The 15,944-nt window shown below is 46.1% G+C and carries 16 protein-coding genes; 6 read left to right on the forward strand and 10 right to left on the reverse strand.

Translation table 11 applies throughout. The features are described from left to right. Window positions 1–220 precede the first annotated feature (220 nt). Window positions 221–994: a DeoR family transcriptional regulator gene (locus BLT53_RS14905; RefSeq protein ID WP_170834410.1), complete on the forward strand. Its 774-nt coding sequence runs from the start codon at window positions 221–223 to the stop codon at window positions 992–994. A 44-nt stretch (window positions 995–1,038) separates the two neighbouring features. Here the strand turns inward: BLT53_RS14905 and BLT53_RS14910 are convergent, their stop codons facing one another. The 3 genes from BLT53_RS14910 to BLT53_RS14920 form a co-directional block, all read right to left on the reverse strand. Continuing rightward, the gene (locus BLT53_RS14910) at window positions 1,039–1,809 is read right to left on the reverse strand and encodes an SDR family NAD(P)-dependent oxidoreductase (RefSeq protein ID WP_090235912.1); all 771 of its coding nucleotides are present in this window, start codon (window positions 1,807–1,809) and stop codon (window positions 1,039–1,041) included. A gap of 105 nt (window positions 1,810–1,914) precedes the next feature. Continuing rightward, window positions 1,915–3,573, reverse strand: a complete 1,659-nt coding sequence (locus BLT53_RS14915) for a ribulokinase (protein WP_090235913.1) — start codon at window positions 3,571–3,573, stop codon at window positions 1,915–1,917. 78 nt (window positions 3,574–3,651) lie between these two features. Beyond that, window positions 3,652–4,527: a LysR family transcriptional regulator gene (locus tag BLT53_RS14920; RefSeq protein ID WP_090235915.1), complete on the reverse strand. Its 876-nt coding sequence runs from the start codon at window positions 4,525–4,527 to the stop codon at window positions 3,652–3,654. 130 nt (window positions 4,528–4,657) lie between these two features. Between BLT53_RS14920 and BLT53_RS14925 the strand changes: the two genes are divergently transcribed. The 4 genes from BLT53_RS14925 (at window position 4,658) to BLT53_RS14940 (ending at window position 8,666) form a co-directional block, all read left to right on the forward strand. Continuing rightward, window positions 4,658–5,677: a YeiH family protein gene (locus BLT53_RS14925; protein WP_090235916.1), complete on the forward strand. Its 1,020-nt coding sequence runs from the start codon at window positions 4,658–4,660 to the stop codon at window positions 5,675–5,677. Window positions 5,678–5,789: 112 nt separating this feature from the next. Continuing rightward, window positions 5,790–6,992, forward strand: a complete 1,203-nt coding sequence (locus tag BLT53_RS14930; protein WP_090235918.1) for an MFS transporter — start codon at window positions 5,790–5,792, stop codon at window positions 6,990–6,992. Between the two features lie 123 nt (window positions 6,993–7,115). Further along, window positions 7,116–7,883 (forward strand): SDR family oxidoreductase, encoded by a 768-nt coding sequence (locus BLT53_RS14935; protein WP_090235920.1) that lies wholly within the window; start codon window positions 7,116–7,118, stop codon window positions 7,881–7,883. A gap of 327 nt (window positions 7,884–8,210) precedes the next feature. Further along, a complete protein-coding gene (locus BLT53_RS14940) occupies window positions 8,211–8,666 on the forward strand; it encodes a hypothetical protein (protein ID WP_090235922.1) in 456 nt (151 codons plus the stop codon). Window positions 8,667–8,671: 5 nt separating this feature from the next. Here BLT53_RS14940 and BLT53_RS14945 read toward each other — a convergent pair whose 3' ends face one another. Together BLT53_RS14945 and kynA are read right to left on the reverse strand one after the other, a co-directional pair. Continuing rightward, on the reverse strand, window positions 8,672–9,604 hold the full coding sequence (locus BLT53_RS14945) for an aminoglycoside phosphotransferase family protein (RefSeq protein ID WP_090235923.1): 933 nt from the start codon (window positions 9,602–9,604) through the stop codon (window positions 8,672–8,674). A gap of 24 nt (window positions 9,605–9,628) precedes the next feature. Next, window positions 9,629–10,486: a tryptophan 2,3-dioxygenase gene (gene kynA, locus BLT53_RS14950; RefSeq protein ID WP_090235925.1), complete on the reverse strand. Its 858-nt coding sequence runs from the start codon at window positions 10,484–10,486 to the stop codon at window positions 9,629–9,631. A gap of 122 nt (window positions 10,487–10,608) precedes the next feature. On the opposite strand from kynA, the gene larC2 reads away from it, so the two are divergent. Then, window positions 10,609–11,094 carry a nickel pincer cofactor biosynthesis protein LarC2 gene (gene larC2 / locus BLT53_RS14955; protein ID WP_090236921.1) on the forward strand — a complete coding sequence of 162 codons (486 nt, stop codon included), beginning with the start codon at window positions 10,609–10,611 and terminating at the stop codon, window positions 11,092–11,094. A gap of 234 nt (window positions 11,095–11,328) precedes the next feature. Here larC2 and BLT53_RS14960 read toward each other — a convergent pair whose 3' ends face one another. The 5 genes from BLT53_RS14960 to BLT53_RS14980 all read right to left on the reverse strand — a co-directional run bounded on the left by BLT53_RS14960 (window position 11,329) and on the right by BLT53_RS14980 (window position 15,910). After that, window positions 11,329–11,958, reverse strand: a complete 630-nt coding sequence (locus tag BLT53_RS14960) for an urease accessory protein UreH domain-containing protein (protein ID WP_090235926.1) — start codon at window positions 11,956–11,958, stop codon at window positions 11,329–11,331. A gap of 26 nt (window positions 11,959–11,984) precedes the next feature. After that, entirely contained in the window at window positions 11,985–12,872 is an 888-nt protein-coding gene (locus BLT53_RS14965) for a fumarylacetoacetate hydrolase family protein (protein WP_090235928.1), read from the reverse strand. An 81-nt stretch (window positions 12,873–12,953) separates the two neighbouring features. Next, complete coding sequence (gene gucD, locus BLT53_RS14970; protein WP_090235929.1) at window positions 12,954–14,420, reverse strand: alpha-ketoglutaric semialdehyde dehydrogenase GucD; 1,467 nt, start codon at window positions 14,418–14,420, stop codon at window positions 12,954–12,956. 22 nt (window positions 14,421–14,442) lie between these two features. Further along, a complete protein-coding gene (locus BLT53_RS14975; RefSeq protein WP_244520423.1) occupies window positions 14,443–15,618 on the reverse strand; it encodes a UxaA family hydrolase in 1,176 nt (391 codons plus the stop codon). After that, complete coding sequence (locus tag BLT53_RS14980) at window positions 15,599–15,910, reverse strand: UxaA family hydrolase (RefSeq protein ID WP_090235932.1); 312 nt, start codon at window positions 15,908–15,910, stop codon at window positions 15,599–15,601. Before BLT53_RS14980 ends, BLT53_RS14975 begins: the two co-directional genes overlap by 20 nt. Between the last annotated feature and the right edge of the window lie 34 nt (window positions 15,911–15,944).

The following is a 15,944-nucleotide window of genomic DNA, read 5'->3' on the forward strand; positions in this document are numbered from 1 at the left end:
ATCGTTTGTTTTCGATAATACGCTGTATTGGGTCCATTATAATCACCATTTGTTTAAATAGTCAATTAATTTTTGATTTTTTTATAATTTATTTTCACTTTGTTTTGTTTTATTATTGATTTACAATGTTTATGAAAGATGGTGTAATAGAATAATAAAAGTAAAACGATTACAAAAATAAATTTTACTAATTGATTTGTAGGTGATCATAGTGGGAAAAATGTTTGTGCCTGAACGCCGGAGAGTCATTCTTAATAGATTGAATGAAAGCCAGCGAGTATCTATTAAAGAACTCGCGAAGGAAATTCAAGTATCGGAAGCGACCCTGCGTACCGATTTGACAAAGATGGAAGAAGAGGGATTGCTCAAGCGCACACATGGAGGTGCAGTGCTCGCCGACTCCTCCGATAACGAAACAAGCTTCTCCATCCGTGAAAAGAAAAATAAAATCGAAAAATCCGCCATCGCCAAGGAAGCGGCAGCCATGCTTGAAAACGGACAGTGTATCATGCTTGATGCAAGTTCTACCGCTCTTGAACTGGCCAGAATTCTGAAAGATAAGCCCATCCGCCTGACCGTAGTGACCAGTGGCATCAATACCGCTCTTGAACTGAATGAGCACCCGGACATTACCGTGATTTTACTGGGCGGCATCGTAAAACGGGGTTCTCATTCTTTAGAAGGAACCCTTGGCGTAAATATCCTGAACCAGATCAACATCGACCTTCTGTTTACCTCGGCCAACGGCTTTTCACTCGAGTCCGGTTTGACCGATTTTAGTGTATACGAAGTTGAATTGAAAAAAGCCATGGTGAGGGCAAGCAAAAAAGTTATAGCTCTGCTCGACCACTCCAAATTTTTCAAAAACTCGATTGCGTCCTTTGCCTCTCTCGGCGATATTGACATCATCATTACGGACAGCAGCCAGGCAAACAGCCAGAAACACGTTTTAGCGGAACATGGAGTAGAACTAATTACGATAGAAACGGAATAAAGAAAAGCAGCCGCACTAGTGATTAGTGAGCTGCTTTTTTTGTTTTACCAGATGGTATACCCGCCATCCACAATAAAGGTAGAACCGGTTGCGAATGTGGAAGCATCGGATGCCAGATAGATGGCTAATCCGCCGAGTTCATGAGGTTCACCGAGCCGTTTCATCGGCACCAAGTCCAGGACATGTGCCAGTTCACCGCCAGGAGCAAAAATCGGTTTTGTCATTTCCGTTTTCATATAGCCGGGGGCAATAGCGTTAACCCGGATGTTATAAGGTGCCCATTCAGATGCCAGACATTTGGTCATCATGGATACAGCCGCTTTTGATGCATTGTACGCGCATTGCGCTTCGGTGTTGGCAATGAAGCTCGACATGGAAGCTATATTGATGACGGAGCCGCCACCCTGTTCCTTCATCACTTTTCCCACATATTTGGATAAAAGGAAAACCCCATTTACATTCACATCCATGGTTTTCTTCCAATCTTCCAGACTCTGTTCTTCAACCGTGATTTTCTGGCAAATGCCGGCATTGTTAACGAGAATATCAATCTTTCCGAAACCGCTTACAATTTCATCGACACAGCTTTTGACTTCTTCCTCCTGTGTGACGTCCATTTTAAGTCCAAGTGTTTTCACCTCATGAGTGGTAAGCTCTTTTGCACACTGCTTCGCCGTATCACGATCCATATCCGCCATTACAACGTTGGAGCCTGCCTGGGCAAGGGCATCGGCCATTGCTTTTCCAAGCCCTCGTCCTCCCCCGGTAACAAGAGCTGTCTTCCCTTCCAAGCTAAAAAGCTGCTGATAGTCCATACATATCCTCCTCCAAATAAAAGTTATGTAGAATTCTATCATTTGTTTTCGTTTTGTCAATTTTATTTTTATTTTATTTCATTTAAATCAGGATGTTTACCTTACTCACTTCTTCAATTTCTTTAACCCATGCATCAGAGCCTTTTTTTCCTGTCCGAAAAAATCATGAACCTCCAGATAGTAACTGTATAATTCCTCGTAAATCTTCACATGTTCAGGAATAGGCTTGTATGTCTCTTCCTTCACGCGAGCCATATGTTGGGCCGCATCAAAAATGGAATCATAGCCCCCTGCCTCGCTTCCGGCCGCTACCGCCCCGTACATCGCAGCCCCAAGTGCTGTTGTCTGGCTGGAGTCAGCGACCTTGATTTCGCGATTGGTCACATCCGCATAAATTTGCATCAACAGGCGGTTCCGTTCAGGCAGGCCCCCTACCGCAAAAATTTCATCTACTGCCACTCCGCCCTTAACAAAGCTTTCAATAATCTTTTTTGTGCCATAGGCGGTAGACTCGATTAAGGCCCGGTATACTTCTTCGGGTTTGGTGGCCAAGTTAAATCCGATGATTGCTCCTGATAACTGAGAGTCGACCAATACCGAGCGGTTTCCGTTCCACCAATCCAAGGCGATCAGCCCGGTCTGTCCCGGTTGATATGCAGCCGCTTTCCTTTCAAGCAGCTGATGCACATTCAACCCCGCTTCCTCAGCTTCTTTTTTTACATAGTCTGGAACAGCCTGATCTACATACCACGCAAATGAATCACCGACGGCAACTTGTCCTGTCTCAAAGCTGATGTATCCGGGAATGATGCCATCCTCTACACTTCCGCACACCCCTGCAATCGGTTGATCTTTATCCGTAATCAGCATGTGGCAGGTGGAGGTGCCCATTGCCATAACCATCTGTCCCGGCCGGACAGCACCGGCTGCAGGAACACCCGCATGGGCATCAATAATCCCCACTGCTATAGCTGTACCTGGTTTCAGTCCCAGCGCCTGAGCCATTTCTCCGGTCAGCTCGCCTGCTTTTTCACCAATGGAAAGAACGTCTCCGCGCATCTTCGTTCCCAGTATATCTTCAAGGCGGGGATCCACCGCAGTGAAAAATTCAGACGAAGGATAGCCTTCTTTTTTGTTCCAGAATGCTTTGTATCCGGTGGTGTTGCTGCTTCGGTGCAGGTTCCCGGTCAGCCTGCTTGTCAGCCAGTCACACGCCTCCATAAACAGATCCGCTTCCTCAAACACTTCAGGTACCTCCCGCAGAATCTGCAATATCTTTGGAAACATCCACTCTGATGAAATTTTTCCGCCATAGCGCTTGAGAAAAGCTTCCCCTCTCACTTCAGCCACTTCGGTAAATTCATCTGCTTCTGGCTGTGCCGCATGGTGCTTCCACAGCTTTACATAGCTGTGCGGCTCGTTTTTCCATTTTTTCATAAAACAAAGCGGCTCCCTTTCGCGATCGAGCGGCAAAATAGTGCTTGCCGTAAAATCAATTCCCAAACCAATAACATCATCTGCAGATACATCAGCCTTTTCAAGAACTGCAGGCACGGACTCGGAGAGCACATCCAGATAATCCCCAGGATGCTGCAGCGCCCAGTCCAACTCAAGTGGTACCCCTCCAGGCAATGTGTTGTCCAATACTCCGTGCCTGTAAGCGGTCACATTTGTGGCAACTTCTTTTCCCGAACCCGTTTCCACCAGTAAAACCCGGCCTGACTCGGTTCCAAAATCAACGCCAATTACGTATTTTTTATCCAAAACAGCGTCCCCTCTTCTCCATTTTCTCTTTTGTAGAATACTACTATATTTTTTTGATCAACGCACAAAGAAACAACCTCAAGTTGCTTTTATAGCTTTAAAAAATACGTCCATAGCCTTTGTCCGAAACTCTGTATCCTGCGTAACCAGCGTGAAGGGGCGCTGGATAGGGAAACCTGGGATATTAAGCACCTTCAGCCTTTCTAATTCCAGCTCCTTGCGGATTGCTGATGTCGAAAGAAAAGATATTCCCAGTCCCGCCTCAACGGATTCCTTAATGATCTGTGTGCTTCCAAACTCCATTATGGTTTCCGGAATGAGCTTATGATCTGCAAACATTTGCTCCGTCACCTCACGGGTTCCAGAACCTTGTTCCCTTACAATCCATACTTCTTCATCAAGGTCAGAAAAAGAAACAGATTCCTTCCCGGCCAGTTCATGTTCAGCTGAAACAACAACCACCAGGCTATCCATTAAAAAACGCTCCATCACCACATGTTCATCTGTAATCATACCTTCAATAATCCCCACATCAATGTCTCTCGCTCTTACTTGCTGAACAATTTCCCGTGTGTTGCCAATCACAATAGACGGTGTAATCTTCGGAAAATCAGTTCGGATCGAAGCAATAATGTGAGGTAAAATATATTCCCCGTAGGTATAGCTTGCCCCTATGTTTAGCATCCCGCTCGGTTCGCTCATTAAATCCGTCACAAGGACATTCATCTTCCCGTACAGGTTTAAAATTTCCTTTGCATAGTGGTAAACAATCTCCCCCGCTTTTGTCATTTGCACCATCTTATTGCTTCGTTCAAGCAACTTCGCATTCATCGAGCTCTCCAGATTTTTAATATAACGGCTTACTGCCGGCTGTGTAATATGCAATGCATGGGCCGCATGTGAAAAGTTGGCCTTTTCAACAACCGTTACAAATACATGCAATTCCTGATTCATGTTTCCGCCCCCAATCGATTACATTTCAACTCATCATTTATAACAAAATAGTTATCATCAGTATCCAAAATAGTTATTTTACTTATGGTTGGTCTCAGCATAGCATAAAGACATAAAGGAGGAAATAACGATGCAATACAGCGAATCACCGAATCATATGTTAAAAAGCTGGCCACTGCCGTTTCTGGGAGGTATCGCCTTCACATTTTTTATTGCTTTACTTGGAATGGGTTTATCCAAACTGCCGGGATTTCACTATATTGGACCGCTGGCAAGTGCCATTCTCATCTCTGTTGGATATCGGCAAGTATCAGCATACCCTGAAAAATTCCGCCCTGGCATTGAATTTTCTGCGAAAAAGCTGCTGCGATTTGCCATTATTTTATATGGGCTAAAACTGAATATTGGTGTTGTTTTTCATCAAGGACTGCCGCTCTTGCTCCGCGGTATTGGAACGGTTGCCTTCTCGATTCTTGTGATGTATGCCCTCGCTAAATGGCTCAAGGCTGACGCGCCTATTTCTCTTTTGCTTGGCATTGGCACAGGAGTTTGCGGTGCTGCCGCAATCGCTGCTGTTTCACCCATTCTTAAATCAAAGGAAGAAGATACAGCGATCAGTATTGGAATTATTGCTTTAATGGGGACTCTGTTCTCCATCCTTTATACCGTCATTCAACCGCTGCTTCCTCTTTCGGACAGTACGTACGGCGCATGGGCCGGACTTGCTTTGCATGAGATCGCCCATGTGGCACTGGCATCCGCGCCAGCGGGCCAGGATGCTTTGGCGATGGCTCTGCTCGCCAAGCTGTGCCGTGTTTTCCTGCTTGTACCGCTTTGCTTTTTCTTCATGTTGCGGATGAGAAAATGCGCGCCGGGAAACCAAAAACGCCGAACAAAGATTGAATTTCCATGGTTTCTTATCGGGTTTATCATGACGAGCCTGTTGGGCAGTTATCTGCTTGGAGACATCACTCCAGCGCGTGTTTCAGAGATGATCTCAAATTTAAATACTTATATCCTTGCGATGGCAATGGTTGGTCTCGGCTTGAACGTCAATTTGGCGACCTTAAAAAACCGTGCATTTCGTCCCCTTATCGCAATGACTATCACCTCTATTCTTTTATCAGTGCTGATCTTTTTCACCTTGTAAGCCTTTTTGATCTCGATTCAAGAAGGTTTTTTTATGCAATAAAAATACTTATTTGCTATATTTAATAATGTGAAATAATTAACATATTGATTTTAGTAAGGAGATAACTGCTATGAAAAACAACTGGATTCGGCCGGTTACTGTTGTCGTGCTTGTGTGGATGACGTATATGTTTTCGTTTGTGGACAGATTGTCGTGGCCGCCTGTCATTCCGCTCGCCTCCAAGGATATGGGCTTGTCGGCCGCAAATGCAGGCAGCTACATGACCGCTTTTTACATCGGCTATTGTGTTACACAATTTCCGGGTGGTCTGTTGACCGACCGGTTCGGCTATCGAAAAGTTTTGCTGGGCTCCTATTTAACGATGGGCGTTTTTACGCTGAGCATGTCCTTGGTTCATACGTTTGAACAAGGATTCGCTTTCCGGCTGTTGGCCGGCCTTGGCTCGGGTGCCATCTTCTCTGCTTCTTTGGCGGCAATCTTTGACCATGTATCAGCGAAAAGAAGAGGCATTGCCATCGGTCTTTTCATGACAGCAACTTCCCTTGGGGTCACCGTCGTTAACTTGTTTGTTCCCACTGTCGCAGAAAACCATGGCTGGCGCTCTGCCTTTTTGGCCGCAGGAATGCTGCCGATCGCCGGTATCATTCTGAGCTTCTTTTTTCTGAAAGAAAGCAGCACCTATCATGGAACAAAGACAAAGGGCGTTTCGCTAAAAGAGATGTTCGAGGTATTAAAGAATAAAAATCTGCTGCTGGCTGGGGCCGCCGGTTTTGGCGGGTTATGGGCGACGTGGGGAACGGCCACCTGGGCCAACACCTATTTGAATCACAATCTTCATCTATCATTGGTGGAAGCGGGGAAAATGATGGCGGTCTATGGTATCGCTGGTCTGTTATGCAAACCGCTCATTGGGTTTATTTCAGACTATCTTAACAAAAAGACGATTGCCTTTTGGGCGCTGTTCTTATTTGCCCCTGTTTTGGTTTGGTTCGGTACCAACACCCAAACAGGCATTCTTGTGCTTTTGACCGCCATTCTAGGAATCACTGCGTTTATATACAGTCCCGTCATGACCGCCATTATTGGCGAACTGGCGGATGAAACGCAAATCGGAACTGCTATGGGGCTTGTAAATGCAATCTGGCAGCTCGGCTCTCTCATCTCTCCGCTCGTTGTAGGAGTAGTTGTAGATACTACTTCAAGTTATTTGTTCGGTTTTATGGCTCTTGCCGCAGGCCCGCTGCTGGGCGCCATTATGATGCTGTTTGTAAGGATAAAAACGAAACCAGCAAGAAAATGGGATGCTGCCTAAACAATTAGTAGTATTTAAAAATACCCCCCTCTATTCAAAACGGGTAGACACTTCGTTTCTTAAATACGGGTTTACGGGTATATTAGATTCATGTGCAATCTTTAATAACAGGGAGGAACATCAATGAAATTGTCTGGTAACACCATTCTGGTTACAGGCGGAGCCTCAGGCATTGGATTGGCTTTTGCCGAACGTTTCTTAAAGGAAGGCAACAAGGTCATCATTGTTGGACGACGCCAGGAGAAGCTGGAAGAAGCAAAAGAAAAATTCCCTGAACTTCATACAAAAGTTTGTGATGTTTCAAATGAAGAGGAACGCATCGGTCTCGTTGAATGGGCAACCAAGGAGTTCCCGGATTTGAATGTTCTGGTAAATAATGCCGGCATTCAGCAGCGGGTCAACCTGTTGAATGCTGCAAAAGACTGGAAGTACTATCAAAATGAATTGGCTATAAATGTGGAGGGACCGATCCATTTGACCATGCTTCTTATCCCTCATTTCGTTAAAAAGGAGCGGGCCGCCATCATGAACGTGACCTCCGGTTTGGCCATTCAGCCTGGGGTATGGGTTCCGGTTTACAGTGCAACAAAGGCAGCCATGCATTCCTATACGGTGACCCTGCGCCACCAGCTCGCTGATACCGGTGTCGAGGTCGTGGAAATTCTTCCTCCAGCCGTCAATACCGATCTGGGCGGCGTTGGACTCCATACCTTTGGCGCTCCGCTTGATGATTTTGCGGATACCATTTTTAATGGACTGAGAGAGGAAAAATTGGAAGTCGGCTATGGAGGAACCGAAGAACGCCTCCATGCGCCAAGAGAAGAAATTGAAAAAGGTGTCTTGAATGCCTGGCTTGGCTTTCAGAAGAACAATCCTCACTTTCGAAAATAAAAAGATGACTCCCCTTTCTTTTAGGAAAGGGGAGTTTTTTATTGCGGCTGGTGTACCTCATCACTTGGCTTGGGCTGTGTAAAGAAAAAAATGAAGATAATAAGAGGAAGCGCAAGCAAAAATACTCCGGCCTTCGCCGGCCTGACAGTTGGAATATCGGTTAATGACAAAGCCAATCTTATCATTCCTTTTTGCTATGGATGTTGTTATCACTTTATTTCAGGGACGTGTATCCTGTACCTATGAATGACAAAAAAATCTTTTGAAGTTGTCTTGCATTCCCGTTCCCGGCAGTCAGGAATAAGATACAACTGTGGGGGGAGGCAAATGGTGAAAGCAGCAGATCAGACAGAAAAAGAACTTCATATCATTGGAGCGATTCAGCGGGGACTTGATTTGGCCACGGCGGCTTTACTTCTCAGCGGACAAATAACCATAATAGGTGTCTTTGTGACTCCCCGGGGTTTTCGGGTTTCTTTGGGCGGGCCACTGACAGGAGAAGACCGGCTCGAAGGAATTGGAGGAAACCAGGCGGCAACAACGCTTGTGGATGTAATTGATATTGGTCTGGCCATCCTCTTGATCAGTGACCAGATTCGTGTCAGCGGAAGCTTTATTGCGCCCGGACGGTTTACCATTAATGTAAGCGGCCCGATTTTTGGCGTTCCCTTAACCGTTCCGAGCCTTCCCCAGTTGAAACGGGAATCTGCTTTTTTTCAAAAAATCGTCTCCAGGCATTTTGATGTGGATCCCCATTTTTTCAAACCAGATCAAGAGTATTAAATGTCTTATACAGCATTCCAATAGGTATTGTTATTGATGTTTTCAACACACCATCGATAATGACCATCTGAGCAATCTTCAGAATAAAAATTCGCCGTGATGAAGCTGTAGACGAGTACATAAAAATACAAATCTTTTCTGGCTCCTTCACCTAGCGTTGAAAGGATGATATTTAGATATCTATCACGGATATTTGAGTTTAGTTCATCGTACATATCAAAACATATCCATCCGATGGCAATATCGAATAACGGATCACCATACATGGTCATCCATCCAAAATCAATTAAACCCGTAACCTGGCTATTTGTATTCATTAATAAATTGCCCGGAAAAAAATCTCCGTGAATTAATGAATGTTCCCCTTTATACCCCTTAGATAAGATCTTCATTAGATCATTTACTTTTGCTTCATAATCCGGAACATCTTTTTTAAAATAGGGCTTTAATCCCGGTTGCTTTTGACGTATTTTTTCTTTCAATACATCATACCAGTTGTCTATTTTTATCGGGGACAAACTGGGTTCATCAAATAAAACAAACCTTTTGATCGTAGATTTTCCTTTAATCTGCTGCAGGTCCAGGTGGGCTTTCAGGTAGATTTCCAACATTGTGCTTTGTTCGTTAAAGGACAGATCTGAGAGCAGACTTTGCATATTACTGCCTTCAATTCGTTTTTCAATCGTAACTACTATTCCGTTTTCCAGAAACACATCGTAAATGTAAGGGAGCTCATAGCTTAAACCATCAGAATGGATCCCGGCATAAAATTCTTTTAAGCTCCATTGCTTATTAAGATCAGACATGTGATTATAAACTTTCAGTACCTTATGATCGGATAAAGCATAAACCTCGGCTTCCATTCCCGATCCTAAAAAATCAGACCGTGTAATGTTATATCTATCCAAAATTGCTGATCTAGCATCGTTATTCATCATTTCATCATTCCTGACACTTTTATTCTACAACTCTGTACGAAGATCCCAGAGTTCCGGAAAAAATCGCTGGTCCAGCACCTTTTTCAAGTACCCTACCCCCGAAGATCCGCCTGTTCCCCGCTTGAAACCTATTACTCTCTCAACAGTCTTCATATGACGGAAACGCCACTGCTGGAGCCAGTCCTCAATATCCACCAGTTTTTCGGCAAGCTCGTAGAGATCCCAGTACAGCTGTGGATTTTGATAGACCGTAATCCAGGCTTTGCGGACAGAATCGTTCTCCTGATACGTTCGCGTAACATCACGGTTCAGCACTTCTTCATCGATGGAAATTCCCGCCTTGTTCAGCGCCTGGATGGCAACGTCATAGAGTCCTGGTGCTTCATATGCCTGCCTCAGTTCTTTTAAAAGCTCTGGATCCTTTTCGTAGATTTTCAGAACATGAGGTGTTTTGTAGCCAAGAGCGAACTCGATCATCCGGTATTGGTAAGACTGGAAGCCGGACGCCTGGCCGAGTGAATCCCGGAATTCCATATATTCAGATGGTGTCATGGTGGACAGCACATCCCAAGCCTGGATGATTTGTGACTGCGTTTTTGATACGCGGGCCAGTTTTTTGAACGCACTGGACAGGTCGTCTTTCTTAATACAGTCAATGGCGGCATGCATCTCATGCAAAATCAGCTTCATCCATAGCTCGCTGACCTGGTGAATCACAATAAATAACACCTCGTCATGGTGTCCGGATAACCTGCGCTGGGCCGATAAAATTTTATCCAGCTTCAAATATTCCCCGTATGTCATATTATTTTTAAAATCCGTATGGATGCTGGTTTCTGAAGTTGTGGCATTGACCTCTACTCCATTTTGGTTATCCTTCATGTAAAAATCCCCCTTTTTTGTTACCGCTTTCAACCATCCCTATCATACCTTATTTCCACAGTACAATTAAATAGGTGTACGCTATAATGAAAGAAGCGAGTGAAAAGGAAAGGAGAAGCCACATGAATGAATTTAGCGCACATCATGCCCAAGAACATATTGACGATGAGATGATAATCATAGAAGTGAATCTGGATGACTGCAGCGGAGAAACACTGTCATACACGATGGACAGGCTGTTTGCGGCCGGTGCGAACGATGTGTACTATACGTCCATCTATATGAAAAAGAACCGCCCTGCCTATAAATTATCCGTACTTTCAGACAAAAAAAAGCAGACATTGCTTGAAGAAATCATCTTTCGTGAAACTTCAAGCTTTGGTTTACGCTATTACCCGGTATCCTGCCACCGCCTCGGCAGGGAGTTTTATAGAGCCGAAACTGCATACGGTGAGGTATCTGTGAAAATCGGTATCTATCAAGAGGAACCGATTAAATTTTCACCGGAATATGAGGACTGCAAAAAAGCAGCGGAAAAATACAATGTTCCTCTTCAAAATGTGTATGACGAGGCAAAATCGATAGCAATGAGGCATTATAAGGCTTGATGGCCCTTAATAATCATGCTTGCGGTGCCAATTGGGAGCTTCATCCGTTTCCATTATTTAACTTACTCTCAAATTCCACGTCATTATTCTCAAAAAACTGGATTTATTCCCAAATCGCGCCACTTTATTCTCAAAACCTATGATTTTATTCTCAAACCGTTTAAGCCATATGGATTTCGACAACATTCGACACCTCCATTTACCACAACCCAAGCATGAAAAAACCCTGTTTCATCAAGAGATGAACAGGGTTTTATACAAATAATAGACGCCAAAGGAGACGCTCAGCACACCTGTGCAGCGGGTCAGCAGAAGATTAATTTTTTTATGGTTCGATGACCAGGAATACGGCAGCCCGATCAACAGAGTCGCAAGCACCATACTGATCAATGTTCCTGCGCCAAAGACAAGCAGATAAATCACGCCTAAATATTTATCCTGGATGGTGCTTAAAAACAAATACGCTACTCCTGTGCTTCCCGCCAAACCATGCAGCAGGCCAACAATCAACGGTCTGAGCATCCACCTGCTCCCATTTCCTGAAACGGCATGTTCATGTGTATGGTGGGATGTGCGCAGGGTATAAAACGCCTTCACACCAAGGTAGATGATCATAACGCCAACGACACCTTCCAACAGCTTTTCTACTGAATGGGAGACGAAGAGATTGAAATAGATAATGGCACTTCCGATGACCAGAATGGTGGTCATATGGCCGACTCCCCACCAAGCACCGACCAGTGCGGAAAAACGGGCTTTTTTCTTTTCGCTGACAATCGTGGTGACAGCCACAAGATGATCCGGATCGAGCGCATGCTTTAAACCAAGCAGCATGGCCATCAATAAAATCGTGAGTAATTCCATATGCAGGCTTCTGTTTTGTTTTTTCTCTATTTTCTCATAACTGTGGTCAACTTTCCTAGCCCTTCTACCTCAACAGTTATTTCATCCCCATCTTTCAGCCAGTTTCTTTCTCCTTCCGGCTCTCCCATAATGACGCCTTCTGGTGTACCAGTCAAAATGAGATCCCCCGGCTGCAGCGTCATATGTTCTGATACATAGCTGATAATTTGCTGACAGTTGAACACCAAGTCTGCGGTATTCGAGTTTTGGCGAACGGTTCCGTTAACCTCAGTCTTTAACGACAGGGCGTTTGGATCTTTCACTTCTTCCGCACTAACCAGATAAGGACCGACCGGACAGAAGCCATCACACGATTTTCCAAGCAGCCATTGTCCGGTTTTAAACTGCAGATCACGTGCCGACAGATCGTTCGCCGTGCAATAGCCGTATACATGATCAAGAGCATCTTCTTCACTCACCTGGCTGGCTGTTTTTCCAATCACAATGGCCAATTCCACTTCATAATCCACCTGCAATGAGCGCGCCGGCAATTTGACTTCCTGCTGGTGTCCCGCCAGCGCATTATTGAACTTGCTGAAAAGGATGGGGGATTCAGGAAGCGGCATGTTCGATTCTTCGGCATGCTTTTTGTAGTTTAATCCAACACATATAATTTTCTGCGGTTCTGTGACACATGGCCCCATCTTCAGCGAATCCTCGGTGTAAAGAAATTCTTCCCTGACCGCCATCTCGGAATCTGCAAATTGCTGCAGGGAGGCTTTCCCCTGGTCTCCTTGAGCAATGAGTTCTGTTACACTTTGCGGCACCGCATCTGAACCGAGCGAACGTGCAGCCGCCCCCACATCCAGAATGCCGCGCTCCGTTTTTACTCCCAATACCCATTGTCCGTCTTTTTCAAAGGTAACCGTGATCATTTTCATCTACTCCTTTTCACATAAAATAGGAGGGTCGATCAGCGGAATCCTGTCCGCCGATCACCCTCATCTAAGGCACTATCAGCCTTTGACAAATACTGTTTTAATGGATGTGTAAAATTCAATGGCAGCCTGCCCCTGTTCTCTTGAGTGGGAGCTCGATTGCTTCATGCCGCCGAAGGGAGCCTGAAGCTCTACACCCGCTGTTTCGGCATTAATACGTACAAGCCCGGCGTCCATATCGTTAATGAAGGAAAGCATATGGCTAATGTTGGTCGTATAAATGGAGGCACTCAAGCCAAACTCCACATCGTTGGCCATCTCAATCGCTTCCTCAAGCGTTCCTACCTTGATCAACGCAAGAACCGGCCCAAAGATTTCCTCCTGGGAAATGGCCATGCCGCTTTCCACATTTTCAAAAACAGCCGGCTCGACATAAAAACCATCCTTCGTTTCAGGTGACTCGAGGCGCTGTCCGCCGTAAAGAAGGGTTGCTCCTTCTGCCTGTCCTTTTTCAATATAGGAGAGAACGGTTTCCAGCTGCTTTTCACTGGAGCACGGTCCCATCCAGGTTTCACCTTCAAGTCCAGGCCCAACCTTTAGCTCGCGGACTTTCGCAAGCAATTTTTCTTTGAACGCGTCATACACATCTTCATGAACGATCACACGGCTTGTTGCCGTACATTTTTGTCCGGTTGAGCGAAGACCTCCGCTGATGGTCCCGTCCACCGCAAGATCAAGATCGGCATCAGCCGCAATAATCACCGGGTTCTTTCCGCCCATCTCCAGCTGGTATTTTGCGCCGCGCGCCAATGCGGCCTGGCCAATCGCTTTTCCTGTCTGATTGGAGCCGGTAAACGTAATACCGTTGACCTGCGGATGATCGACAATAGCCTGCCCGACCTGTGAGCCGGTACCTGTTACCATGTTCACCACTCCGGCAGGAATACCTGCTTCATCCAGACACTCGATCACTTTTACTGCTGTTACGGCTGCTTCCTGTGCCGGTTTAATGACGATCGTATTTCCGTAAATGAGCCCAGGTGCCATTTTCCAAACCGGGATCGCAACTGGAAAGTTCCATGGAGAAATAACGCCAACAACGCCAAGTGGAACACGTGTCGTGAACATTAACGCTTCACTGTCGCTGGATGGAATGACATCGCCTGTTTTGCGCATGCCCTCTCCCGCATAATAGCGAAGGATGGCCACGCCTCTGAGCGTTTCGCCCTTGGCTTCACCCAATGTTTTTCCCATTTCTTTTGTCATCGTTTCAGCAATTTCATCGGCACGGCTTTCCAGGATATTGGCTGCCTTGTAGAGGAATTCTCCTCTTTGAGCACCGGACAGCTTTTTCCATGAGGCGAGAGCGTTGTGTGCTGCAGCAACCGCCTGGTCCACATCTTCTTTCCCTGATTTTTGTACATTGCCCACCACATCATGTTTGTTTGCCGGATTGATGCAGGAGATGGTTTCATTCGTTGAGGCTTCCACCCATTCTCCGTTTACGTAGTTCAAAAATGTTTTCACCTGTGTTTGTACTGCCATTGTTCATCGCTCCCTTTCATTTTTAAAATGTAGGCCCAATTCTCCAAATGCCAAAATCATGCTGCTTTAAAATTTCCGACTTGGTCAGTTTGCCTGAAGAAACCTCCTTGATCTCTTCAAAGATCCGCTGGCCAACTTCCCCGATTGTTTCTTCTCCTTCGATGATCGTCCCGGCATTCAAATCCATGTTATCGCTCATGTTTTCAAACATGGCGGTATTCGTTGAAATCTTGATCACAGGGGCAATCGGTGAACCGGTTGGTGTTCCGCGTCCGCTTGTAAACAGAACCACTTGTGCACCGCCTGCGACCATTCCGGTCAGTTGTTCGATGTCATGCCCTGGGGTATCCATCCAGACGAGGCCCTTTTGCGAAGGCGGCTCCGCATAATTGATCAATTCCTTAAGAGGGGTTGTTCCTGATTTGTTGGATGCGCCGAGTGATTTTTCCTCCAGTGAACTCAAGCCCCCTTCAATATTGCCCGGGCTCGGATTGCCCGTACGGATATCCACGCCCATCAGGATGGCGCGGTTTTCCATCTGTTCAATCACTTCATAAACCCGTTTGGCCACTTGATCATTGACTGCCCGTTTCGCCAGCAGGTGCTCCGCTCCGATCAGTTCAGTCGTTTCAGCCAAAATCGCGGTGCCTCCCGCCTCCACGACAAGGTCGCTCACCACGCCAACTGCCGGGTTGGCAGAAAGGCCCGAGCAGGCATCTGAACCGCCGCACTCTGTTCCAATGATCAGCTCGCTGAAGTCAAACGGCTCGCGGCGCTGTGCTGAGGCATCCTGCACCATTTTGGCAGCCACTTTTGCGCCTTGGGCAATCGTCATCAAGGTACCCCCGTTATCCTGAATGGAAACGACCTCGACGGGCTTTCCGCTTTTGGCGATTTCACCTGCCACGCTGCGTGCCTGATGAGTTTCGCATCCCAGTCCAAGTACGACAACACCATAAACATTGGGATTCAACCCCATTCCGACATAGGTTCGAAATGTCTGGTCATAGTCCTCTCCCACCTGGGCGCATCCGTGCTGGTGAATGAAACTGACGGTTCCCTGCACGAGCTCGGTGATCTGCTTGGCGGCCTGTGTGGCGCACGTAATCGTCGGCAGGATCAGCACATGGTTGCGGACACCGACCTTACCGTCAGGACGCCGGTATCCGAGCAATTGATTATTGTACTCGAGATTCAACTTTATCTCCCCTTCCTCTAATGCCTTCGAGATTATGTACATGAACATGTTCGCCCATGCTGATTTCAGAGGATGCCCGGCCAATGATTTCTCCATATTTCAGAATCTCCGCTCCCTCTGCAATCGGCTTGACCGCGAATTTATGGCCAAAGCGGATGTCCTGAACCAACTGCACCTCCTGTTGATGCCCTTCACAAACAACTGGAACAACAGCTCCCTTCGGCAAATCCATCAGCGCAATGGCCACATTGTCCGAAGGCTTCATCATTACCGTTTTATATTGAACTCCCATGCAACGATCCTCCTTTCCAATAAATGTTTCAACA

This window comes from Fictibacillus solisalsi (assembly GCF_900103485.1).
Classification (GTDB): Bacteria; Bacillota; Bacilli; order Bacillales; family Fictibacillaceae; genus Fictibacillus_C; species Fictibacillus_C solisalsi.